Origin of the sequence: Burkholderia sp. HI2500, assembly GCF_002223055.1 — a bacterium.
GTDB lineage: Bacteria > Pseudomonadota > Gammaproteobacteria > Burkholderiales > Burkholderiaceae > Burkholderia.
On record NZ_NKFL01000005.1, the window covers coordinates 428,603 to 450,116 of the forward strand.

Sequence of the window (21,514 nt, forward strand, 5' to 3'; positions counted from 1 at the left end):
AGCGGCTGCGGGGCCGGATCAGATCCGGCCGGACAGCCTTGCCGTTGCCCACATCGGGCGCGGCAATCGTACTACAGTCTCAGCGCACGACCTGTGCGAGCGCGCCGGACTTGTACTGCTCGGCGATCTTGTCGAGCGCCACCGGCTTGATCTTGCCGGCCTGGCCTTCGCAGCCGAACGCGAGGTAGCGATCGACGCAGACCTGCTTCGCCGCTTCGCGCGCGGGCTTCAGGTAGTCGCGCGGATCGAACTTGCCCGGGTTCTCGAACAGGTAGCGGCGGATCGCACCGGTGATCGCCAGACGCAGGTCGGTGTCGATGTTGATCTTGCGCACGCCGTGCTTGATGCCTTCCTGGATTTCCTCGACCGGCACGCCGTAGGTTTCCTTCATGTCGCCGCCGAATTCGCGGATCTCGGCCAGCAGTTCCTGCGGCACCGACGACGAACCGTGCATCACCAGGTGGGTGTTCGGGATGCGCGCGTGGATTTCCTTGATGCGCTGGATCGACAGGATGTCGCCCGTCGGCTTCTTCGAGAACTTGTACGCGCCGTGCGACGTGCCGATCGCGATTGCGAGCGCATCGCACTGCGTGAGCTTCACGAAGTCGGCGGCCTGCTCCGGATCGGTCAGCAGCTGCTCGCGGGTCATCGTGCCTTCCGCGCCGTGGCCGTCTTCCTTGTCGCCCTTCATCGTCTCGAGCGAGCCGAGCACGCCGAGTTCGGCTTCGACCGTCACGCCGATCGAGTGCGCCATCTCGACGACCTTGCGCGACACGTCGACGTTGTACTCGTACGATGCGACCGTCTTGCCGTCGGCTTCCAGCGAACCGTCCATCATCACGCTGGTGAAGCCGCTGCGGATCGCGGCCATGCAGACTGCCGGCGACTGGCCGTGATCCTGGTGCATCACGACCGGGATGTGCGGGTACGACTCGACCGCTGCTTCGATCAGGTGGCGCAGGAACGGCTCGCCCGCGTACTTACGCGCGCCGGCCGATGCCTGCATGATCACGGGCGCGCCGACCTGGTCCGCCGCCGCCATGATCGCCTGGACCTGTTCCAGGTTGTTCACGTTGAAGGCCGGCAGGCCGTAACCGTGCTCTGCCGCGTGGTCCAGCAATTGACGCATTGATACGAGAGGCATTGTGGAACTCCATGGAATGAAAACCGGTGCGCCCTGACGCCGGCGCGGCGCTCGCTCCCGGTCGAACCCGGGGTGGCGCGGCGCGGCTGAGCGTCGAATAGCCGCATTTTATCGCGAAGCGCCTCCGATTCCGACCGCCCGGTGGCGCCGACTCGCAATTTGTTACGTTCGCACGGCACAATGCGGGCAAAAATGAGAAAAAAAGCCGCGCGGGGCTTCGACCCCACGCGGCTTTCGCGCGAAAAACGGTGCCGGATCGATTTTTCAGCCGATCCGGGCGGCCGGCCTGCAGGCCGACCCGAGATTCAGCGGGCGCTCAATAGTGCTCGCCAACCCGCACGATCTTCAGCGTGTTGGTGCCGCCCGCCTGCCCCATCGGCTCGCCGACGGTCAGCACGACCATGTCGCCGTGCTGCACGTAGCCCTGCTTGACGACGATCTCGAGCGCCGCCTGCAGCGCCGAGTCGCGGTCGCTGTTGAAGTCGACGTGCAGCGGCGTCACGTTGCGGTACAGCGCCATCGTGCGCTCGCTGCCGACGCGCGGCGTCAGCGCGAAGATCGGCACGTGCGTGTAGTGACGCGACATCCACAGCGCGGTCGCGCCCGATTCGGTCAGCGCGATGATCGCCTTCGCCCCCAGGTGGTACGCGGTGAACAGCGCGCCCATCGCGATCGACTGGTCGATCCGCGTGAACGTGCGGTCGAGGAAATCCTTGTCCAGCTCGACTTCTTCCGACTTTTCCGCCTCGACGCACACGGCCGCCATCGTCTCGATCGTGACGACCGGATACTTGCCGGCGGCCGTCTCGGCGGACAGCATCACCGCGTCGGTGCCGTCGAGCACCGCGTTCGCGACGTCCGACACTTCCGCGCGGGTCGGCACCGGCGCGTGGATCATCGATTCCATCATCTGCGTCGCGGTGATCACGAGCTTGTTCGACTCGCGCGCCATCCGGATCATGCGCTTCTGCAGCGCCGGCACGGCCGCGTTGCCCACTTCCACCGCGAGGTCGCCGCGCGCGACCATGATGCCGTCGGACGCGTCGAGAATGCTTTGCAGCGCCGGAATCGCTTCCGCGCGCTCGATCTTCGCGATCATCTTCGGCTTGATGCCGTACGGCGCGCCCGCGATGTTCGCGAGCTGGCGCGCCATTTCCATGTCGGTCGCGTTCTTCGGGAACGACACCGCCACCAGGTCCGCGCCGAGCGACATCGCGGTGCGGATGTCTTCCATGTCCTTCGCGGTCAGCGCGGGCGCCGACAGCCCGCCACCCTGGCGGTTGATGCCCTTGTTGTTCGACAGCTCGCCGCCCACCTTGACGATCGTGTGGATCTCGTCGCCGAGCACGCGCTCGACGGTCAGCACGATCAGGCCGTCGTTCAGCAGCAGCAGGTCGCCCGTGCGCAGGTCACGCGGCAGCTCCTTGTAGTCGAGCCCGACGCGCTCGTCGTTGCCCAGCTCGCAGCCCGCGTCGAGGATGAAGGCCTGGCCCGGCTCGAGCGTCGTCTTGCCGTTCTCGAACTTGCCGACGCGGATCTTCGGGCCCTGGAGGTCGGCCATGATCGCGATCTCGCGGCCGACCTTGCGGGCGGCCTCGCGCACCATCTCGGCGCGCTGGCGGTGATCGTCGGCCGTGCCGTGCGAAAAATTGAGCCGCACGACGTCGAGGCCCGCCTGCATCATCTGCAGCAGAATCTCCGGCGAACTGGAGGCCGGGCCGATCGTGGCGACTATCTTGGTGGCGCGCTGCATGAAACTCCTCATCTGGATCAAGGTGGATGCGCTGGGTGAAACGCTGCGAGAGCCGGAAGCGGCAGGCCCAGCGGCCGCCGCTCCGGGGGGCGTGCCGGTGCTTGCGCCCGGCATCGCTTTGTTCTGAATCTCGTGGTGCTGCTCGGCCGCGTCGCCGGCGGCCGCCGGTGCGCGCGGGGCGGTGTTCGCCCGCGCGGGCGCGCGTTTGCGCTTGCCCGCGCCGGCCGGCTGCTCCGCTTTCGCGGAGCGCGCGGCCTTCGTCACCCCTGCGCGCGCCGCCACGCTCAGGCCGCCCGCGTTTCCAGCACTTCCACCGCCGGCAGCTTCTTCCCCTCGAGGAACTCGAGGAAGGCGCCGCCGCCCGTCGAGATGTAGCTGACCTGGTCATGGATGCCGTACTTCGCGATGGCCGCGAGCGTGTCGCCGCCGCCCGCGATCGAGAACGCGGACGATTTGGCGATCGCTTCCGCGAGCGTCTTGGTGCCGTTGCCGAACTGGTCGAACTCGAACACGCCGACCGGGCCGTTCCACACGATCGTGCCGGCCTTCTCGAGCTGGCTCGCGAGCGCCTTGGCGGTATCCGGGCCGATGTCGAGGATCATGTCGTCCGCTTCGATGTCGGCGACCTGCTTCACCGTGGCCGCGGCCGTCGGCGAGAATTCCTTGGCCGTCACGACGTCGGTCGGGATCGGCACCGACGCGCCGCGCTCGCGCGCTTCGTCGATGATCGCCTTCGCCTCGTTGACGAGGTCGGCTTCCGCGAGCGACTTGCCGATCGACAGGCCGGCCGCGAGCATGAACGTGTTCGCGATGCCGCCGCCGACGATCAGCTGGTCGACCTTGCCGGCCAGCGACTTCAGGATCGTGAGCTTGGTCGACACCTTCGAGCCGGCGACGATCGCCACCAGCGGGCGGGCCGGGTTGCCCAGCGCCTTGCCGAGCGCGTCGAGTTCGGCGGCCAGCAGCGGGCCCGCGCACGCGACCGGCGCGTACTTCGCGATCCCGTGGGTGGTCGCTTCCGCGCGGTGCGCGGTGCCGAACGCGTCGTTCACGTACACGTCGCAGAGCTTCGCCATCTTCTGCGCGAGCTCGTCAGAATTCTTCTTCTCGCCCTTGTTCACGCGGCAGTTCTCGAGCAGCACGACCTGGCCCGGCGCGACGTTCACGCCGTTCTCGACCCAGTTCGACACGAGCGGCACGTCACGGCCGAGCAGCTCGGCGAGGCGCTTCGCGACCGGCGCGAGCGAATCTTCCGGCTTGAATTCGCCCTCGGTCGGGCGGCCGAGGTGCGACGTGACCATCACGGCCGCGCCGGCGTCGAGCGCGGCCTGGATGGCCGGCACGGACGCGCGCACGCGCGTGTCTTCGGTGATGTTGCCCTGGTCGTCCTGCGGGACGTTCAGGTCGGCACGGATGAATACCCGCTTGCCGGCGAGCTGGCCGGCGGCGATCAGGTCGGTAAGACGCTTGACTTGGCTCATGTTGAACAAATTGAAGTAGTGGATGGGGAAAGGGGGTTCACGCTGGACGTGCGCGGGCTGCCGCGAAAGGGCGCCGGATGCGGCCGTGGCTGGCGGTTCGCATGACGCGCACGGGTAAAAAATCTCGAACGGGCATTCTAGCCGATCCACCCGGCAGACTGACCCGCGGGCGGCGAATTCCGCCTATTTGGGATCGCGCGCGGGAACGGACCCATTGCCGCAACGCAGCAATGCACCCGCGCGAGCGTCCGGCGCCCGGCGGGCCGGAACGGCGGCCCATCAGAAGATCAGGCGCAGCACGGTGAATACGAGCATCCCGACGACGATCGTGCCGAGCATGCTGCGCCGCCACAAAAACCAGCCGAGGCCGGCGAGCGCCGCGTAGAACGGATGGTTGGACAACGCGAACGACAACCCGGCCGGCGTTTCGAGCACGTCGGGCAGCACGACGGCGACCAGTGCCGCCGCCGGCGCGTAGCGCATCGCGCGCTGCGCGCGCTCGGGCAGCACGGTGCGTTCGCCGCCGATCAGGAACAACGCGCGCGTCACGGCCGTGACGATCGTCATCCCGATGATGACGATCCAGATTTCCGTCGCGCTCATCAACTACTCCTTGAAATGTTGCCATCGATGGCGGGCAAGAAAGACATACCCTTGACAGGCAGCTTCTTCCATCGACTAGGATCACCGGCATGATTCTTGTCTATCGCTACCGGGTGAAGTCGCTCAACGGACTGCTCAACAAGCAGAGCCGTGCGGTGAACTATGTCTGGAACTTCTGCAACGACACGCAGAAACATGCCCTGAAGTGGAACAAGAGGTGGCCGACGGGTTTCGATCTGAACGTACTGACGACGGGCTGCAGCAAGATACTCGGCATCCACTCCGGCACGGTCAACGCAACGTGCGAGCAATACGCGAAGTCGCGCAATCAGCGCCGTCGGCCTTACTTGCGCTATCGCGGCAAGAAATCTCTTGGCTGGGTGCCGTCGAAGGGGCGTGACCTGAAGCGCGAAGGCGACGCATTTCGCTTTGCCGGCAGCACCTTTCGCGTGTTCAACAGCCGGGCGCTTCCCGAAGGCAAGATCAAGGACGGAACCAACTTTGCGCAGGATGCGCGCGGCAATTGGTTCTTGAACATCGTGATCGAGATGCCAGATGTTCAGGCCCGCCCGATCCGTTCCGGCGTCGGCATCGATCTCGGCCTGAAAGACTTCGCCACACTTTCGACGGGCGAGAAGCTGCCGAACGACCGGTTCGGCCAGCGAGCGGCCGATAAGCTGGCAAAGGCCCAGCGAGCGCGAAAGCACAAGCGACATATCGCGAAATTGCACGCCAAGGTGGCGAATGCGCGTGCTGATTTCCAGCACAAGTTGGCGCTCGATTTGGTGCGGCGCTTCGATTACATCGTGGTCGGCAGCGTGTCGCCCGCGAAACTCGCCACAACCCGGATGGCGAAGAGCGTCTACGACGCATCCTGGTCGTCCTTCCGAAACAAGCTCCGTTACAAGGCGATCGCGCACGGGGCCACGTTCGAGGAAATCGACGAAAGCGGTTCCACCCAGTCCTGTTCGGCGTGCGGGTCGAAAGACAGCACGACGCGGCCGAAAGGTATCGCGGAACTGCGAGTAAGAGAGTGGGCCTGCGATGGCTGTGGTGTCGTGCATGATCGAGATACCAACGCTGCTTTGAACATTCTCCGATGCGGACGTGCATCGCCAGCTGTGGGAATCCGCCCCCTTTAGGCGGCGGAGGACGTCAATCGATTTCCTTTTCGTGCACGGTTTCGGTGCGAATGCGCCGCCAGTCGGCCCGCTCGACGAAGAAATCGGCCGTGCAGCCGGCCGCGAGCGCGGCGAGCACCGCGAGCGGCAGCGCGAGCCGGTACGGCAGGTCGAACGCGACGAGCGACACGACACCGGCGACCGCGACGGCCGCGAGCGTCGAGCGGTTCGCGACCGCCGACACCATGATGGGGATCAGCGCGAGCGTGCCGGCCAGTTCCAGCCCCCAGCTCGCGGGAAAGAAGCTCGCGAGCAGGATGCCGGCGAGCGACGACACCTGCCACGACAGCCAGCTCGCGAGCGCCATCCCCCAGAAATACGCTTCCTTGCCGGGCACGTGGCCGTACGCAAAGCCCTGTTTCTGGAACAGCAGGTAGATCACGTCGCCGTTGAAATAGCCGATCGCGAGGCGCCGCCAAAGCGGCAGGTAGGAAAAATGGGGAGCAAGCCCGGCGCTGAAGATCACGAAGCGCGTGTTGACCATCGCAGCCGTGAGCAGGATGGTCCAGATCGGCAGCTTCGCCGCGAGGAGCGGCAGCACCGCGAGCTGCGACGAGCCCGCGTAGACCAGCAGCGACATCGCGCTCGCCTGCCAGAGGGTCATGACCGACTTGCTCATCGCGATGCCGGTGACGAGCCCCCACGAGAAAATCGCCATCAGCGTCGGGGAATAGTCGCGCGCGCCCTGGATCAGCGCGAAGCGGTCGGTGGCGGACAATCGAGCGAGCATGGGAAGCGGGCCGCAGCGGGCGGTTCGTCGGGGCGCCGGCGCCTCCTGCCGGGTCGACCCTTCGTTATTGGAATCGGTACCGGGCGATTATAGCGCCGGCCCCGCGCCGACCGACCGGATCGCCTTCAAATGACGCTAAAATATGCGTCTTTCCGGCTCAACGCTGCATACAACCGCATCCCAGGAGAAATCTATGTCAATGGCCGACCGCGACGGCAAGATCTGGATGGACGGCAAGCTGATCGACTGGCGCGACGCCAAGATCCACGTCCTGACCCACACGCTGCACTACGGCATGGGCGTCTTCGAGGGCGTGCGCGCGTACAAGTCGGCCGACGGCAGCACCGCGATCTTCCGCCTGTACGAGCACACGAAACGTCTGCTGAATTCGGCGAAGATCTTCCAGATGGACGTGCCGTTCGACCGGGAAACGCTCGAAGCCGCGCAGCTCGCAGTCGTGCGCGAGAACCAGCTCGAGTCGTGCTACCTGCGCCCGATCATCTGGGTCGGTTCGGAAAAGCTCGGCGTGGCCGCGAAGGGCAACACGATCCACGTCGCGATCGCCGCATGGCCGTGGGGCGCGTACCTCGGCGAGGAAGGCCTCGCGAAGGGCATCCGCGTGAAGACGTCGTCGTTCACGCGCCACCACGTGAACGTGTCGATGGTGCGCGCGAAGGCGTCGGGCTGGTACGTGAATTCGATCCTCGCGAACCAGGAAGCCACCGCCGACGGCTACGACGAAGCGCTGCTGCTCGACGTCGACGGCTACGTGTCGGAAGGCTCCGGCGAGAACTTCTTCCTGGTGAACAACGGCAAGCTGTACACGCCCGACCTGTCGTCGTGCCTCGACGGCATCACGCGCGATACCGTGATCACGCTCGCGAAGGACGCCGGCATCGAGGTGATCGAGAAGCGCATCACGCGCGACGAGGTCTACACGGCCGACGAGGCGTTCTTCACCGGCACGGCCGCTGAAGTCACGCCGATCCGCGAGCTCGACAACCGCACGATCGGCAGCGGCGCGCGCGGCCCCGTCACGGAAAAGCTCCAGTCGGCGTTTTTCGATATCGTGTCGGGCAAGAACGCGAAGTACGCGAACTGGCTGACGAAGGTCTGAGCGCGCCGCGCCACCGACCGCCCCACAAAAGAGTGATAAGAGAAAGTCTCATGAGTGAAATCAAGGAAATGCCGCTGGTCGAGCTGACGGCCAAGGATCTTCCCGCGTACTGCCCGAACCCGGCCATGGCGCGCTGGAGCGCCCACCCGCGCGTCTTCATCGACGTCTCGCACGGCGAGGCACGCTGCCCGTACTGCGGCACGCGCTACAAGCTGCGTGACGGCGAGGTCGTCAAGGGCCACTGAGCCCCGGCGGCCGGGCCTGCAGGCTGATGCAGGCCCGCCGATCGCCCAGGCGGCGCAGCCGGATTGCCGGCGCGCCGCCGTTCTCCATTCTGGCAACCCGAACGCGGCGCCTGAGCGCCGTGCTTCATTACGACATCGGAAGTCGACCTGATGCGTCGAGCGCTGGTTATCGCACCGAACTGGATCGGTGACGCATTGATGGCGCAGCCGCTTTTTGCGCTGCTGAAGAAAAACCATCCCCGCATCGCGATCGATGCCGTCGCGCCCTCGTGGGTCGCGCCCGTGCTCGAGCGGATGCCCGAGATCCACGATGTCTACGCGACCGATCTCGCGCACGGCAAGCTGCAACTGCTGCGCCGCTGGCAGCTCGCGAGCGACCTGCGCGACGTCGGCTACGACGCGGCGTACGTGCTGCCGAACTCGCTGAAATCCGCGGTGATCCCGTGGCTCGCGAACATCCCGCTGCGGGTCGGCTACACGGGCGAGCACCGCTACGGGCTGCTGAACGTGCGGCACGCGAACCCGGACAAATCGGGCGAGCGGCCGCCGATGACGGCCCACTACGCGGCGCTTGCATACGCGCCGGGCGCGAAGCTGCCCGAGTCGATGAAGACACTGCCCGCGCCGCGCCTCGACGCCGATCTCAACGAGACGGCGCGCGTGTCCGCACGTTTCAATCTCGATACGCGCAAGCCGCTCGTCGTGTTCTGCCCGGGCGCGGAATACGGCCCGGCCAAGCGCTGGCCGCCCGAGCACTTCGCGTCGCTCGCCACCATCGTCCACCAGTCGTTCCCGTACACGCAGATCGTCGCGCTCGGCTCGCAGAAGGACGCCGCGGCCGCGCAGGCGATCGCCGACCACGCGCCGAACGTGCGCAACCTGTGCGGGCAGACGTCGCTGTCGGAGGCGTGCGCGCTGATCGCGCGCGCGAACGCGGTGGTCACCAACGATTCGGGGCTGATGCACGTTGCCGCCGCGCTACGCCGGCCGCTCGTCGCGCTGTACGGATCGACCGATCCGCGCCACACCCCTCCGCTGTCGGACCTGGCGAAGGTACAATGGCTTCATCTCGAATGCAGTCCCTGCTTCGAACGCGAGTGCCCGCTCGGCCACCTGAAGTGCCTGCGCGAACTCGGTCCCGAGCAGGTATTCGGCGATTTGCGCGGCATGCTCGTCGGGCAGCGCTGACCCTGGCCGGCAGCGTCGCACGGCGCGCCGGGCAATCCGATTCACCGGTGTACGGCGGCTCCATCCGGGCCGCCGTGCTGAATACGGCGCGCGACGCGCGCGAGAGATAACCCCGATGCCACGTTTTGCCCGCCTCTTCGAAGCCGCCGCCGATACGCTGAACGCCTACTACCAGGCCGTCGCCGATGCCAATCTCGACGCGCTGCTGGGACTGTGGATCGACGAGGATTTCGCCAGCTGCGTATGGGCGGACGGCGAGCATCTGCACGGCCTCGACCAGATCCGCAGCGGGCTCGCCAACCGGCTCGCCACGCGCCCCGTGACGATCGAGCCGCTCGACATCCGCGTGTACGACAGCCTCGGCACGGTCGTCTATACGATCGCCGAAGCGCATCAGCAGGCCGACCTGACGGCCGAACCCGACATGGTTTTCGCGACGTACGTGATGATTCACGAACGTGGCGAATGGCGCATCGCGCACATTCACGCGAGCCCGATTCCCGAACAAGCGGCCGGACAATTCGCCGCGAAGATCCGTCATGGGCAGGGTCCGCTGCACTGACGAAAAGACGAAGCAACGCATACGCGGGGCGATCATGAGTACGGCTTCTCCGCCCACCTCGCCGCTGACCGGGGCCCCGGCCCCCGACGACGACATACTGCGCTATCGCGCACCACGCTGGCTGCCCAACAGCCATGCGCAAACCATCGTGCCCGCGCTGTTCGCGCGGCGTCCCGTCGTCGCCTACCGACGAGAGCGATGGGAAACCCCCGATCACGACTTCATCGATCTCGACTGGGTCGCGCATCTCGACAGCGCGGCGCCGGCGCCCGATGCGCCGCTGTTCGTGCTGTTCCACGGCCTCGAAGGCAGCTCCGGCTCGCACTACGCGCTCGCGATGATGGCCGCCGCGCGCGCGAAGGGCTGGCACGCCGTCGTGCCGCACTTCCGCAGTTGCAGCGGCGAGATCAACCGCCAGCCGCGCTTCTACCATCTCGCCGACAGCGCCGAGGTCGACTGGATCCTGCGCCGGCTCGCCGCGCAGCATCGCGGGCCGCTCGTCGCGGCCGGTGTGTCGCTCGGCGGCAACGTGCTGCTGCGCTGGCTCGGCGAGCATCGCAGCGACACGTCGATCCTGCGGGCGGCCGCCGCGATCTCGACGCCGATCGACGTGCACGCCGGCGGGCGCGCGCTGTCGCAAGGCTTTGCGATGGTCTACACGCGCAGCTTCCTGAAGACGCTCAAGCGCAAGGCACTCGCGAAGCTCGACCAGTACCCGGGGCTGTTCGACCGCGACGCCATGCTGCAGGCCGTGACGATGCGCGACTTCGACGAAGTCGTGACCGCGCCGCTGCACGGTTTCGCGAACGCCGACGACTACTGGACGAAGGCGACGACACGGCCGCTGCTGCCCGCGATCGATGTGCCGACGCTGATCCTCAACGCCCGCAACGACCCGTTCCTGCCTGAATCGGCGCTACCGGGCCCGGCCGACGTATCGCCGGCCGTCGAGCTCGACCAGCCTGCGGCCGGCGGGCACGCGGGATTCATGACCGGGCCGTTCCCCGGCCGCCTCGACTGGCTGTCGGCGCGGGTGTTCGGCTATTGCTCCAAATTCGTCGACCATGGATGACATCGTCACGCAGGCCCTCGCCAAGTGGCCGAACGTGCCGCACTGTACCGGCTGGCTGCTGCTCGACCGGCGCGGCGAATGGCGGCTGCGCGACGACGCGGCGCAGGCGGCCGGCGAACTCGGCTCGCCGATCCGGCATGCGGCGCTGAACGCGTTCATCGGCCGCAACTACGAATGCGATGCGCAGGGCCAGTGGTTCTTCCAGAACGGGCCGCAGCGCGTGTACGTCGAGCTCGCCTATACACCGTGGATCGTCCGGCTCGCCGAGCGCGACGGGCAGCTCACGCTCACCGACCAGACCGGCGCGCCGTTCGAACCGGACGAAGCCTGGCTCGACGACGCGGGCGGCGTGCTGTTTCGCGCGGCCGGCACGCCGCCGCGCATCGCGGCGCTGCACGATCACGACCTCGGGCTGTTCGCCGATCATGCGGATTTCGATGCCGCGCCGCCCGTGCTGCGCTGGCGCGACGGCCGCACGCTGCCGCTCGGCAGCATCGTCGGTGCGGACGTGCCCGCGCGGTTCGGCTACGTCGCCAGCCCGGCGCAACAGGCCCGCAATACGGCTGACAGCGGCAACTGACCCGCAGCGGCCGCGCCCGCGCTTCCCGAGTATCGGCCGCTACCCGCGGCCATTCTTCTCGTCTTCGCGCTCTTCCTTGTAGCGCGCCTCGAATTCCAGCAGCCGCGCGCCGATCATCGACTGCTCGTAGAACGACACGTCCTTCGCGTCGCGCGCTTCCTTCAGCTGGCGAATCGCCGACGGCCACGCGCCGTCGAGCGCGAGCTTCTCCGCGAGCGCGCGGCGCCGCGCCAGCAGGTCACCCTTGCCGTCGCTCGCCTTCGCGAGATAGTCCCACCAGTCCGGCTGCTCGGGGTCGGCCTTCGCCTGCGCGCGTGCCTGCGCCTGCGCTTCCGCGAAACGGCGCGCCGCGATCAGCGCCTGAAGATGCGCGACGATCGCCGCGTGCGACGCCGGCCAGCGCCGCTGCGCGAGCGCCGCGAGCCGCACCGCGTCGTCGGCCCGCCCCGCGCGGCGCGCGATGTCGGCGGCCAGGACGTCGAGGCTCGGCGAGCCCGTCGCCGGATCGTCCTCACGCCGCTCGCGGGCGTCGAACGCACTGCGTGCCGACGCGAGCGCCTTGCCGGCCGCGTCGTACTCGCCGAGCAGCGCATCCGCGAGTGCGATGCCGTACCAGTTCGCCGCGACGTTCGGCGCGGTGCGATCGTCGATCTCGAACTGCATTCGCCGCGCCTCGGCCGCGATGTCGGTCGGCGCGCGGTTCTGCAGGACGCGCAGCCGCGCGCGCACGAACCCGTATTCGGGCGACTGGCGCGGCTGCCGGTACGGCGCGCGGCGCGCGCGATCCTCCATGTCGGCGATCCGCTCGCCGGTCAGCGGGTGCGTACGCGCGTAGGCCGGCACGCCCGCATCGCCCATCGACGCGCGGTCGAGCCGCTCGAAGAAGCCCGGCATCCCGTATGGGTCATAGCCCGCGCCCGCGAGCAGCTGAAAGCCGACGCGATCGGCCTCGCGCTCGGCCGAACGCGAGAAGCGCAGCTGGTTGTCCACCGCATACGCCTGCCCGCCCATCGCGATCGCACTACCGAGGTCGCCGCTTCTCGCGAGCACGCCGGCCAGCACACCGAGCAGCATCGTCGCGAGCGCCGTGTAGCCGGTCTTCTCATTCGCGCCGATCATCCGCGCGATGTGCCGCTGCAGCACGTGCCCCATCTCGTGGCCGACCACCGATGCGAGTTCCGACTCCGTCTGTGTCGTGACGACGAGGCCGCTGTTGATCCCGATGAAGCCGCCCGGCATCGAGAATGCGTTGATCTGCGGATCGCGCACCGGGAACAGGTCGAAGTCCGGCGTGTAGCCGCCGATGAAGCGCGCGGCCGCCGCGGCCGCGAGCCGCGCCGCCATCGCGTTCAGGTAGTCGCGCACGAGCCAGTCGTCGAGATAGTCGGGATCGCGCCGCACTTCGCGCATCACGCGCTCGCCGAGCCGGCGCTCGGCCTGCGGCGTCAGCGAACCGCCGGAGCCGTCGCCCAGGTCGGGCAGCTCCAGCGAGCGAAGCGGCGCGCGCAGGCTCGCGGCCGGTGCCGACGCGCCGCCTGCGTCCGAAAACCGGCTCTCCGCGCCGCCGTACGTGCCGAACACGCCGGCCGCGATGCCGGACGGCACGGTGGAAATCGACCGCGCGCCGCCGGCCGCCGATTCGAGCGGCGGCGCGGACGCGCTCTGCGCACGGCCGCTCGGAGGCAATGCGAGCGCCACCGACAGCGACACGGCAAGCAACTGTTTGACACGCATGGCAGGATGAAAACGACGCCGTCCCGCGCGCCGGGCGCGCATCGCGGCGTTTGGTCTGAATATTCGGGCCATTGTACCGGCGGCAGCGTGACTGTCCCGTTCGACATGGACGCCATCTGCGTCCCCGGCGCCGCGTATGCCACTGCTATGATAGGCGCCCGTTGAACCGTTGGATCGGATCGGGGCGCAGAGACGGGATTCGATGCCCCGGCCAATCGCGATGCGCGATCGCGGGACGTGCTCGCGCACGCCGTTCCACTAGAGGAAGACATGTCAGGACTCACCCATTTCGACGCCGCCGGCCATGCGCACATGGTCGACGTCGGCGGCAAGCAGGAAACCCAACGCATCGCGATCGCGCGCGGCACGATCCGGATGCTGCCGGCCACGTTCGCGCTGATCCGCGACGGCAAGGCCAAGAAAGGCGATGTGCTCGGCGTCGCGCGCATCGCGGCCATCCAGGGCGCCAAGCGCACGGCCGACCTGATCCCGCTGTGCCATCCGCTCGCGCTGACGCGCGTGGCCGTCGAGTTCGAACTCGACGACGCGTTGCCCGGCGTCCACTGCGTCGTGCAGGTCGAGACGTTCGGGCGCACCGGCGTCGAGATGGAAGCGCTGACCGCCGTGCAGGTCGGGCTGCTGACCGTCTACGACATGTGCAAGGCCGTCGATCGCGGGATGGTGATCACCGACGTGAGCGTGCGCGAGAAACGCGGCGGGAAGTCGGGGGACTGGAAGGCGGAGGAATAAGACTCCGTTTCGTAAATCCTTTCTTCGATTCCATACCGGCCACCCCGGTATCACCTTCGTTTGACGAAATCGCCTCGAATCTGACTGCTAGCATACGAAAAATCGATCTTGTCCCACTCCGGTCTCACAAGAAACTGGAATGGCTTCAATTCTGAGGCTGGCCCAATTTCCGTCCCAGTCTTAGTTGGAAAATTCCGGCTCTTCGGGGCGGGCCGAACCGGCCCGATCGGTGCACTGGCGGGCGAATTCCGCCGATGCGCACCGTAATGCACTCGCACTTCCGTGATCTACTTGATGCGCATTTCCAGTGCGCTTTGATCCCGCGCGACCGACTCGTAGCGGTAGACCGTGCGGAACAGCTGCAATAACGCGCAGGTCTGCCGCTGGCTTGCGCCGAAACGCTGCATCAAGTCCGTGAAAAGCTCACGGCGCCGAGAAGGCTTCAGAGCTTTTTTGACAGCACGTCCTGCAGCATGGCCTTGTCCAGCGACAGATCGGCCACGAGCCGCTTGAGCTTGGCGTTCTCTTCCTCAAGTTGCTTCAGCCGGCGCAGTTCCGAGCGCGACAGCCCGCCATATTTCGTCCGCCAATTGTAGAACGTCGCGTCGCTGATCCCCATCTTGCAGCACACCTCCGCGACAGGCGTGCCCAGCTCGGCCTGCTTCAATGCGTATGTGATCTGTTCCTCGGTGAACTTGCTCTTCTTCACGGCATGACCTCCTGGTCTCGATGACAACGCCATGCCGGAATTTTCCACTTTCAAATGGGACAGTTTTGTGGGCTAGGGTCATGCCAATGTAAAGATCTGATGAATTCATGCCGTTATCCATGTGGGTGCAATAAATGCGCTCGCGATCAATGGACGACTAGGAGGTGGTTGAGTGGCAATTGAATCCGGAGCTTGGGCTCCATATCTTAATAATCCTATTGTCTGCGCTGCTTTCGTGGTTTCAGTCGCGTCTGGCGTCGTCTTCGCCGTGCTGAAAACCAAGAAATCGGATAAAAAAATCATCCAACTGGCGGTTGTGTGCTTTTTCCTCATCTCCCTTGGTGTTCTCCTTGTATCTGCCGGTACAGTCTTAGGCCAGAATCGAGGCTCGGTTGAGAACGCGCGAGCACAATCAAGCAATGGCAATGGCAATGGCAATGGCAATGGCAATGGCAACAGTGTTGCGCAAGGCGCATCTTCATCCGTAGGGAATGTACAACTAAATGCGGCCCCGATTGCACCCGCTTCGGGATCGTCGGCTCCTGTTGTCACCGGCATTAATACGGGAGGCCTTTTGTCCAATAATGTCCAGGTGGTGAATGGCTCGAACAATAATGTTACCAACCAAGCGGGGAAACAGAAGTGAAAGTGAAAATTTCGCTCATCGCTCTAGTTGCCGCACTCTCTTCATGCCCCTCGTTGTCCACTAGCGCTGAAGGTGCAGGGAATGCGCAAATCGTCACCGGCGACTGCAATATTGTAGTTAATTCGGCTACACCAAAATCATTCCCTGCGCAGTACTGCCCGAAATTCTCTGTCGCAAAGGATGCGGCAGATGCACTCGCAAAAATAGAGATATATATCGAAGCCTCAAATCCAACCAAATTGGACTTAGCCTCCGCTAAAATTGAGAAATGGGCATCGGATAGCGAAGACTATTTAACACTCAGCCTTTCCAATACCAGCACACTGCCGGCACAGAGGGTGAAGATTCGATTTTTGGCTCCGGTTAATCCAGGGGAAAATCAATCTCATCAAATAAATTTTAGCCCCAGCCGAGCCGTCCCATCAGCCATGCTAAAAAGTCTTAGCATTGGAAGCAAAGATACAACAAAAATTCCAGTGGCCCCTGTTTCAGAGTTGATCAGATATTCTAGAAATGGAGTGCCAGCCGATTACGAGTTCATTGGTGCAGGCACAACCCCAAACGCGCCCGATGATATGACGCAGCAATACATTCAAGGCCACGGCTTGACCAATAACTACACATTCCAGTCGACCGCGTCCAGTCTTGGCGTTCAGATTTTGTATGGAACGATATTCGGCGGAAAAGTTAGCCTGCTAACTGGTGTGTATCTTTATTTCGGGAAAGTCACTGCTAATCAGCCAATCGACGGCACAGAGCGGGAGGGCATCATCGAATAGGTAGCTACTTCCAGCGGTCTATGAGTGTGCACGAACAATCATTGGCCTTCTTCGGTGACCTGAGCAGCATGGTTCGCACTGAATCAGTTTTTTTATGGGCTCGGTGTGAACCGTTTAGAGAAAAGTCTCGCCCCGGTTCACCTGAGGCACACCCGATTCACATTGCTCGTAGGTGGTCAGCACACTCCTGTCTGGGCCATCACGAGACGTGAGATTGGTTACCGGCAATCCATAAAGAAAGGCCCTAAGCGGTCGATAACTACACTGAGTTATGCGGACGCCCCCCTATCGCAGGCGCCCCCTTTCTAACCATGTCGTAACGAACAAGCACGGAGGGTCTCAAAATGGCTATCACTTGCCCGAAATGCAACAGCCCGCAGGTGGACAAGCGAAATTACGGGAAAAAAGCAGGCACTGCGGTTGGGGCGGGCGCAGGGGCAGTGGGAGGCTGGCTCGGTGCAGGCGAAGGCGCGGCCGCGGGTGCAGCAATCGGTTCGCTAGTTCCTGTCGTCGGAACCCTGCTTGGCGGCATCGCCGGTGGTATTTTGGGCGCATTGGGTGGTGCCGCCACCGGCGCAGTTGTAGGCTCAAAAGCTGGCGAGATGGTGGACTCGCATGTGCTCGACAACTACAAATGCCTCGATTGCGATCATACGTTTAGCGTATAAGCTATCTTCGTCCGCCTGAACCGATAAGCCCTTGCAGTCCGTCCGACTGCAAAAACCAACTGGCGGAATGTTAGCGCCCCAGGGTCTCAAATTCGGCGCGGCGGACCACGATGCAGGCTCCATGATTATCACGGCGACTAGTTAAAACATGACCGACAAGACCATCGAACAATTCGACCAAGCGATGCGCGGCATTTATGACGCCGCCCGACGGTTGAAGCCGCCATACCACGCAACATACTTCTTGCGGATGGTGAACGAACACGGTGGCAAGGAGACTGCGAACCGACTGCTGGCAACAAACAAGCCATCGGAAGGGTTCACTGAACTCTTTCTCCGTGGACGGGAAAACCTCCGTCTAAGCGTCGAATATCTTGTCCTTCAGAAACCGTGGCGCGATCTGTTCACGGAAGAACAGCTTGCGGTCGCGAGGAAGCGGTTGATCGAGGTTGAATGTCCGTTGCCAGCGGACGAGCGGGGTTGATCGCCTGACGACACCGAAATGACCTACAGATATTTCCTCGACGGCGTGGTCCATCCCGAACGAGCGCAGATACCCGATCACCACATCTCCCCTAAGTTCAAGCACGTTGTATCCGGGGTGAATGCGAAAGCTGACGTTCGGATTCTCATGAATCAGGTGGCTGTATGGGTCGAGACGGAAGTCGAGTGGAATGCCTTGGACCTGCGCAACGCAGTCAGGTACATGGTCCAGCTGGAAATGGACATTGTGGGCTTCCTTCTCGGCCACACCTATGATGTGGAAATACGGCGGGCCATCTGCCCGGAAGTCGGTCTCGATGTCGTTTTCGGCATCGACGTTCCTTGCATCGGCGAACTGCATCGGGGAGTCGATCTGCATGCCCGAATTGCAGCCATGCGTCCTAAGCTGCGAGGCGAACCGGGAGTCTTCCTTCATCGGTGCTTACGCGACCTTATCACCGCGATGAAGGAACCGGACGATGTTGCTTTCCACTGCTATCGAGCCATCGAATCGCTTCGCCACCATTGCGTCGCTACTCGATCACTGGACCCGAAGGACAAGACAACTCAGTGGAAGACACTGCGCGAGATTGCCGGGTGTGATGAATCAGCGACGAGGCTACTGGAAAATGCAGCGCAGGCCCCACGCCACGGAGAACCCCAAGTCGTTCCTGAGGCAGATGCGGTCAAGCTCCTGACCACAGCATGGACTATCGCGGACGGCTACATCCTCAACTGCTGATGATGTTTGCGGTCATTCCGAGAACAGCTACGCGCTCGACGACAACCCGATCCGGTTCAAGGTGCGCCCCGACGGCTTCGAGGTGCGCGCGACGGTCGGCTCGATGGACAGCGACGTGATGACGCGGCCGGGCATCTTCCGCTACCGCGTCGACGGCGACACCGTGCAGCGCGTACAGCCCGTCGCGCTCAACGGCCGCGATTTCGTCGACGAATGGCTGAAGGCGGATGATGCGCTGGCGCGCGAATGGAGCGAACCCGCCGCAGCAGCGGCCGCGCTGAAAGGCCGGCAGGCGTTCGACAAGGCCAGCAAGGTGGCCGGCAGGGGGTTCGCGTATGGCCCGGTGCGCGGCTGCTCGGACAGCAAGGATCGCTTTCAGGTCGAACTCGATCTGACGGGCACCACCGGGGAAACGGTCGCGCGACACTACGCGCAGATTCGCCAGGAGCGCAACGGGTTCACGCTGCTCGGGCTGAGTACCGCGGCCGAGCCGGCTTGCCGCGGCGCGAACCTGATGCCGCAGCACTGAACGTCGGACGCGCGTGCCGTCACGGCCGCGCGCATCGACTGTCGGCGGTCATGCACAACGAGGCGGCGGGGACCTCTAAGCGGGCCGCACCGCCCACGCCTCACTGGCCGCGCTGCGGCTCGAACACGAACGGTTGGGTCAGCAGGAACGGGTTCGCGGTCGCGCCCGTCTGCACGCAGGTCGCGTGCGTCATCGCGTCGACGGCCGCACGATCAGCCGCCGCATTGCGGCTGCTCGTCGTCACGGTGACGTTCTGCGCTTCGCCGGACGTCGTCATCAGCGCGCGCACGAGCACGGTCGCCGGGCGCGTGAGCGGCTTCGCGGTATCCGGATAGACGGCGCGTGGAATGTGACAGGTCAGCTTGCTTTCCTGCGACGACGACAGCATCGCGCAGCCGGAAAACAGCATCGCGACGGCGGGCAGGATCAGGTAGGTCGAGCGAATAGCCATGGTCGAATATCGTTCTTCAGCACTGTTCCGGACACACGCGCCGCGCACCGGAACACGTCGCCCGGCCGCATCGCATGCATCACACTGCGCCGCAGCCATCGGACCGGCGCCCCGTTACGGCCGCACGGCCGATCGATGCTCGGCCGCGATCCTGCGTGGCGGACTTCCCGGGTGACCGGGGTGTTGCCTGTGTTCGCGCTGCCCTCGCCTCACACGGGTCGGCACGCGAGCGCTTTCGCGCATTGTGCACGCGCGGCCCGGCGAGCGGCGGCGATTTGACAATGGTTGACGCGAATCGCCGGGCCTTCAGCCGGAATCCATGCAATCCGCGAGGTAATCGATGCGCGGCCGGAATCGCCGGGTTCGCGCCGGGCGCTAACGCCCGACGCGCACCGCCGCTCCGTCGCGGCTCGGCACATGCCGGAATTCCCCGTTCCGGCAGGCGCTGCGCGCATCAATCCGAATCGTCGTCGTCCTCGTCGTCGGCCGCATCGGCCGGCACTTCGCCGTATTTCGCGACGACCGCCGCCTTGAACGGCTTCAGCGCCGGCTGCTGATCGCACAGCTTGTACAGCGCGGCCAGTTGTTGCGGCCAGTCCTTCAACTCCTTCGCAAACACGTGCAGGCGTGCGACGGTGTCGAGCGCGTCGGCCTCGCGGCCGGCCAGCGCCTGCAGTGCCGCATAGCGGCGCAGCACCGTCTCGCCGGGCAGCAGCGCGATCGCGCGCTCATGCGCGGCGAGCTTGGCCGGCAGGTCGTCCGCCGAAATCGGGAGGAGCGTGGCCGCACCGTATTCACCCCACGCGCCGAACAGCAGCGACGGCGCATCGCGGTACTGCGCAGCCGGATCGCTGCCGTAATACAGCACTTCCGCGCGCTGGTAGTCGCGCAGCACCGGCACCGCCGCCAGCACGCCGCCGACCGACAGCACCGCGAACAGCCCGAATGCCGCACGCCCCGGCAGGATGCGCAGCGACTTCACCTCGAGCAGCCCGATCACGAACATGGCCGGCAACAGGAAGAACATGTACTGCTGCGGATACTCGACCAGCGCGTGCATCAGCAGGATGCCGATCAGCGCGAAGCCGAACACGCGCATGCTCGACTGCGGCGCGCGCACCGCGCGCACGAACCACGTCACGAGCGCGACGACGAGCACGCCCAGGCCGGCGAGGCCGGACTTCGCGAGCAGGTCGATGAAGATGTCGTGCGAGTTGTTCGCGATCTCGACACCGCCGAGCGAGCGCACGAGCGCGAACTGGTGCGACGGGAATTCACCCCAGCCGACACCGAGCAGCGGATGTTCGCGAAACATCGCGAGCCCGTACTTCCACAGCGCGAGGCGCGGTGCGATCTGCCCCGCGTCCCGCATCCGGTCGGCCGCGGATTCCGCGAGACCCAGGTGATAGTGGACGTTCGCCCAGCGCACCGCGACGTTCACCGCGATGAACGCCACCGCGAGCACGACCGGGATCGCCCACGCACGCGCATTGCCCGGCGCGCGGCGCGATTCGAGCCACGCCATCCAGAAGCCCGCGACGACCATCACCGCGACCTGCAGCCACGGCCCGCGCGACACCGTCAGCGCCAGACCGGCGGACAGCACGATCGACAGCACGAGCCACGCCCATACCGCGAGCCGGCGCGTCTGCACGAGATACAGCGCGCCCGCGAGCGCGAACGCGATGTAGCTGGCCAGATGGTTCGCTTGCGCCATGTTGCCGTACGGACGGCGATCGACCGCGACGTTGTATATCACGACGAACGGCGACAGCGCCGACTCGAGGTGGAACAGCTGCACGATCTGCGTTCCGACCGCGAACACGCCGCCGATGAGCAGCGCGCCGGCCATCATCCGCGACACGGCCTCGGCCAGGCCGTCGCGCGCGAGCGCATAGCCGGCCTGCATCGCGACCAGCGCGGCGGCGAGATAGCCGACCGCCAGCCAGTTCATCGACGGCACCTTGAGCGGGATCAGCGCGACCTGCGCGATGAGCACCACGGCGAACCCGAGCGGCGCGACGAACGCGGCCGGCGCCGCAAACGGCTCGGCCGGGCGGCCCGCGCGCGCGAGCAGCACAACGGACACCCCGACCAGCAAATACAGCACCAGTGCCGAAAACTCGGAATAGAAGGTCGGGATCGGATACGTGTGATTCGTGATCGCATACGGCACGATCAGGGCGACAGCCAGCGCAACGAGCGGCAACGAACGGGAAAAAGTAGAAGGCATGAGCGAACCGGATGTCAGCAACCGGCGCACTATACAAAACTTTGCCCCCTCTGTGCGGGGCCTTCGCTCCGCGCCCTGGCGCCGGGTGGCCGCCCCCGGCCGGCTGACGAGGCGGCCGGCATGCTGCCCGCGCC

The 21,514-nt window shown here is 65.3% G+C and carries 22 protein-coding genes and 2 pseudogenes; 15 read left to right on the forward strand and 9 right to left on the reverse strand.

Annotated elements, in window-relative coordinates; genetic code table 11:
- Nucleotides 1-79: 79 nt before the first annotated feature.
- A complete protein-coding gene (fba, locus tag CFB45_RS14855; RefSeq protein WP_034189083.1) occupies nucleotides 80-1,144 on the reverse strand; it encodes a class II fructose-bisphosphate aldolase in 1,065 nt (354 codons plus the stop codon).
- A 316-nt stretch (nucleotides 1,145-1,460) separates the two neighbouring features.
- Nucleotides 1,461-2,897: a pyruvate kinase gene (gene pyk / locus CFB45_RS14860; protein ID WP_039360687.1), complete on the reverse strand. Its 1,437-nt coding sequence runs from the start codon at nucleotides 2,895-2,897 to the stop codon at nucleotides 1,461-1,463.
- Between pyk and CFB45_RS39460 the strand changes: the two genes are divergently transcribed.
- Entirely contained in the window at nucleotides 2,896-3,024 is a 129-nt protein-coding gene (locus CFB45_RS39460) for a hypothetical protein (RefSeq protein ID WP_256093618.1), read from the forward strand. The two genes, pyk and CFB45_RS39460, sit on opposite strands and share 2 nt — an antisense overlap.
- A 157-nt stretch (nucleotides 3,025-3,181) precedes the next feature.
- Here the strand turns inward: CFB45_RS39460 and CFB45_RS14865 are convergent, their stop codons facing one another.
- Together CFB45_RS14865 and CFB45_RS14870 are read right to left on the reverse strand one after the other, a co-directional pair.
- A complete protein-coding gene (locus CFB45_RS14865; protein ID WP_069257480.1) occupies nucleotides 3,182-4,378 on the reverse strand; it encodes a phosphoglycerate kinase in 1,197 nt (398 codons plus the stop codon).
- Nucleotides 4,379-4,657: 279 nt separating this feature from the next.
- A complete protein-coding gene (locus tag CFB45_RS14870; RefSeq protein ID WP_089426237.1) occupies nucleotides 4,658-4,981 on the reverse strand; it encodes an AzlD domain-containing protein in 324 nt (107 codons plus the stop codon).
- A gap of 89 nt (nucleotides 4,982-5,070) precedes the next feature.
- On the opposite strand from CFB45_RS14870, the gene CFB45_RS14875 reads away from it, so the two are divergent.
- Nucleotides 5,071-6,123 carry an RNA-guided endonuclease InsQ/TnpB family protein gene (locus CFB45_RS14875; protein WP_089426238.1) on the forward strand — a complete coding sequence of 351 codons (1,053 nt, stop codon included), beginning with the start codon at nucleotides 5,071-5,073 and terminating at the stop codon, nucleotides 6,121-6,123.
- A gap of 13 nt (nucleotides 6,124-6,136) precedes the next feature.
- On the opposite strand, the gene CFB45_RS14880 is transcribed toward CFB45_RS14875, so the two are convergent.
- Nucleotides 6,137-6,892 (reverse strand): AzlC family ABC transporter permease, encoded by a 756-nt coding sequence (locus CFB45_RS14880; protein WP_089426239.1) that lies wholly within the window; start codon nucleotides 6,890-6,892, stop codon nucleotides 6,137-6,139.
- Nucleotides 6,893-7,085: 193 nt separating this feature from the next.
- Here CFB45_RS14880 and CFB45_RS14885 point away from each other — a divergent pair, with 193 nt between their 5' ends.
- The 6 genes from CFB45_RS14885 (at nucleotide 7,086) to CFB45_RS14910 (ending at nucleotide 11,656) form a co-directional block, all read left to right on the forward strand.
- Complete coding sequence (locus tag CFB45_RS14885) at nucleotides 7,086-8,009, forward strand: branched-chain amino acid transaminase (protein WP_089426240.1); 924 nt, start codon at nucleotides 7,086-7,088, stop codon at nucleotides 8,007-8,009.
- Nucleotides 8,010-8,059: 50 nt separating this feature from the next.
- Complete coding sequence (locus CFB45_RS14890; RefSeq protein WP_006749970.1) at nucleotides 8,060-8,254, forward strand: zinc-finger domain-containing protein; 195 nt, start codon at nucleotides 8,060-8,062, stop codon at nucleotides 8,252-8,254.
- A gap of 150 nt (nucleotides 8,255-8,404) precedes the next feature.
- A complete protein-coding gene (gene waaF, locus CFB45_RS14895) occupies nucleotides 8,405-9,442 on the forward strand; it encodes a lipopolysaccharide heptosyltransferase II (RefSeq protein ID WP_039360609.1) in 1,038 nt (345 codons plus the stop codon).
- 115 nt (nucleotides 9,443-9,557) lie between these two features.
- Nucleotides 9,558-10,004, forward strand: coding sequence for a nuclear transport factor 2 family protein (locus CFB45_RS14900; RefSeq protein ID WP_006749968.1), 447 nt, complete (start codon nucleotides 9,558-9,560; stop codon nucleotides 10,002-10,004).
- Between the two features lie 34 nt (nucleotides 10,005-10,038).
- Nucleotides 10,039-11,076: a hydrolase gene (locus tag CFB45_RS14905; protein WP_089426646.1), complete on the forward strand. Its 1,038-nt coding sequence runs from the start codon at nucleotides 10,039-10,041 to the stop codon at nucleotides 11,074-11,076.
- Nucleotides 11,069-11,656: a DUF2946 family protein gene (locus tag CFB45_RS14910; RefSeq protein ID WP_089426241.1), complete on the forward strand. Its 588-nt coding sequence runs from the start codon at nucleotides 11,069-11,071 to the stop codon at nucleotides 11,654-11,656. Before CFB45_RS14905 ends, CFB45_RS14910 begins: the two co-directional genes overlap by 8 nt.
- A 39-nt stretch (nucleotides 11,657-11,695) precedes the next feature.
- On the opposite strand, the gene CFB45_RS14915 is transcribed toward CFB45_RS14910, so the two are convergent.
- Complete coding sequence (locus CFB45_RS14915) at nucleotides 11,696-13,390, reverse strand: M48 family metalloprotease (protein WP_089426242.1); 1,695 nt, start codon at nucleotides 13,388-13,390, stop codon at nucleotides 11,696-11,698.
- A 270-nt stretch (nucleotides 13,391-13,660) separates the two neighbouring features.
- Here CFB45_RS14915 and moaC point away from each other — a divergent pair, with 270 nt between their 5' ends.
- Nucleotides 13,661-14,140, forward strand: coding sequence for a cyclic pyranopterin monophosphate synthase MoaC (gene moaC, locus CFB45_RS14920; protein ID WP_089426243.1), 480 nt, complete (start codon nucleotides 13,661-13,663; stop codon nucleotides 14,138-14,140).
- A gap of 290 nt (nucleotides 14,141-14,430) precedes the next feature.
- Here the strand turns inward: moaC and CFB45_RS14925 are convergent.
- Nucleotides 14,431-14,849 (reverse strand): annotated as a pseudogene (locus tag CFB45_RS14925) (transposase); the annotation flags it as partial.
- Nucleotides 14,850-15,021: 172 nt separating this feature from the next.
- On the opposite strand from CFB45_RS14925, the gene CFB45_RS38415 reads away from it, so the two are divergent.
- The 6 genes and pseudogenes from CFB45_RS38415 to CFB45_RS14950 all read left to right on the forward strand — a co-directional run.
- The gene (locus CFB45_RS38415) at nucleotides 15,022-15,495 is read left to right on the forward strand and encodes a hypothetical protein (RefSeq protein ID WP_144025202.1); all 474 of its coding nucleotides are present in this window, start codon (nucleotides 15,022-15,024) and stop codon (nucleotides 15,493-15,495) included.
- Nucleotides 15,492-16,274, forward strand: coding sequence for a hypothetical protein (locus CFB45_RS38420; protein WP_144025203.1), 783 nt, complete (start codon nucleotides 15,492-15,494; stop codon nucleotides 16,272-16,274). Before CFB45_RS38415 ends, CFB45_RS38420 begins: the two co-directional genes overlap by 4 nt.
- A gap of 344 nt (nucleotides 16,275-16,618) precedes the next feature.
- Nucleotides 16,619-16,942 (forward strand): hypothetical protein, encoded by a 324-nt coding sequence (locus CFB45_RS14935; protein WP_089426245.1) that lies wholly within the window; start codon nucleotides 16,619-16,621, stop codon nucleotides 16,940-16,942.
- 148 nt (nucleotides 16,943-17,090) lie between these two features.
- Nucleotides 17,091-17,426, forward strand: coding sequence for a hypothetical protein (locus CFB45_RS14940; protein WP_089426246.1), 336 nt, complete (start codon nucleotides 17,091-17,093; stop codon nucleotides 17,424-17,426).
- A gap of 18 nt (nucleotides 17,427-17,444) precedes the next feature.
- Complete coding sequence (locus CFB45_RS14945; RefSeq protein WP_089426247.1) at nucleotides 17,445-18,167, forward strand: hypothetical protein; 723 nt, start codon at nucleotides 17,445-17,447, stop codon at nucleotides 18,165-18,167.
- A gap of 28 nt (nucleotides 18,168-18,195) precedes the next feature.
- Nucleotides 18,196-18,696, forward strand: a pseudogene (locus CFB45_RS14950) (hypothetical protein); the annotation flags it as partial.
- 100 nt (nucleotides 18,697-18,796) lie between these two features.
- On the opposite strand, the gene CFB45_RS14955 reads toward CFB45_RS14950, so the two are convergent.
- Nucleotides 18,797-19,147 (reverse strand): TonB family protein, encoded by a 351-nt coding sequence (locus CFB45_RS14955; protein ID WP_089426248.1) that lies wholly within the window; start codon nucleotides 19,145-19,147, stop codon nucleotides 18,797-18,799.
- Nucleotides 19,148-19,601: 454 nt separating this feature from the next.
- Nucleotides 19,602-21,380: a PglL family O-oligosaccharyltransferase gene (locus CFB45_RS14960; RefSeq protein WP_089426249.1), complete on the reverse strand. Its 1,779-nt coding sequence runs from the start codon at nucleotides 21,378-21,380 to the stop codon at nucleotides 19,602-19,604.
- Nucleotides 21,381-21,514 lie beyond the last annotated feature (134 nt).